Raw genomic sequence first — 1222 nt, 5'->3', positions numbered from 1 at the left:
GTGTTACCGATGGCGCGGGTGTTACCGATGGCGCGGGTGTTGGCGTTACCGATGGTGTTACCGATGGCGCGGGTGTTACCGATGGCGCGGGTGTTGGCGTTACCGATGGTGTTACCGATGGCGCGGGTGTTACCGATGGCGCGGGTGTTGGCGTTACCGATGGTGTTACCGATGGCGCGGGTGTTACCGATGGCGCGGGTGTTGGCGTTACCGATGGTGTTACCGATGGCGCGGGTGTTACCGATGGCGCGGGTGTTGGCGTTACCGATGGTGTTACCGATGGCGCGGGTGTTGGTGTTGGTGTTGGTGTTGGTGTGGGAGTTAGTGCAGTATTTACAGTCAAATTAACTACACTCGAAGCAGTAGAAGTATTACCCGCAGCATCCTTAGCTGTCGCAGTTAAGGCGTAAGTACCATCAGTTAAAGCCGTTGTCGGTGTAAAAGTCCAATTTCCCGAAGCATCCGCCGTAGCAGTACCCAAAGAAGTTGTACCTTGTAAAATGTTAACGGTACTATTAGGTTCGGCAGTTCCCGTCACAGTCGGAGTGCCAGTGGCTGTTGTGCCAGCGGCTGTTGTAATGGTGGGTACTGTGGGTGCAACAGTGTCTACGATGAGACTAACTACACTCGAAGCGGTAGAAGTATTACCCGCAGCATCCTGAGCTGTCGCAGTTAAGGCGTAAGTACCATCAGTTAAAGCTGTCTGGGGGGTAAATGTCCAATTCCCAGAGGCATCCGCCGTAGCAGTACCCAGAGAAGTTGTGCCTTGTAAAATGTTAACGGTACTATTAGGTTCGGCAGTTCCCGTCACAGTCGGAGTGCCAGTGGCTGTTGTGCCAGCGGCAGTAGTGATTGTAGGGGCTGTGGATGCTGTAGCATCTACGATGAGATTAACTGGAGTTGAAGCCCCAGAAACATTACCCGCAGCATCCTTAGCTGTAGCAGTGAAGGCATAAGTGCCATCGGCTAAAGCTGTCGTGGGGGTAAATGTCCAGTTACCATCCGCATCCGCTGTGGCAGTACCCAGTGCAGTTGTGCCTTGTAAGATGTTAACTGTACTGTTCGGTTCTGCCTTACCCGCGATCGCGCCTTTGGTACTCCCAGAAGTTGTGATCGTGGGGGCTGTGGATGCTGTGGCATCGATGGTGAGATTAACTGCACCCGAAGCTGGAGAAATATTACCCGCAGCATCGGTAGCTGTAGCAGTTAAAGCATAAGCGCC

General features: G+C 53.4%; 1 protein-coding gene. It reads right to left on the bottom strand.

Features of this window, described 5'->3' with window-relative positions; all coding sequences use genetic code 11:
- A partial coding sequence (locus tag QUB30_RS33675; protein ID WP_333342729.1) for an Ig-like domain-containing protein occupies nt 1-1222 on the bottom strand: 1222 nt, incomplete at both ends.

This window comes from Microcoleus sp. BROC3, from assembly GCF_036702515.1.
Classification (GTDB): Bacteria; Cyanobacteriota; Cyanobacteriia; order Cyanobacteriales; family Microcoleaceae; genus Microcoleus.
The sequence above is the reverse complement of the archived record's forward strand: the minus strand, read 5'-3'. Positions and strand labels throughout refer to the sequence as shown.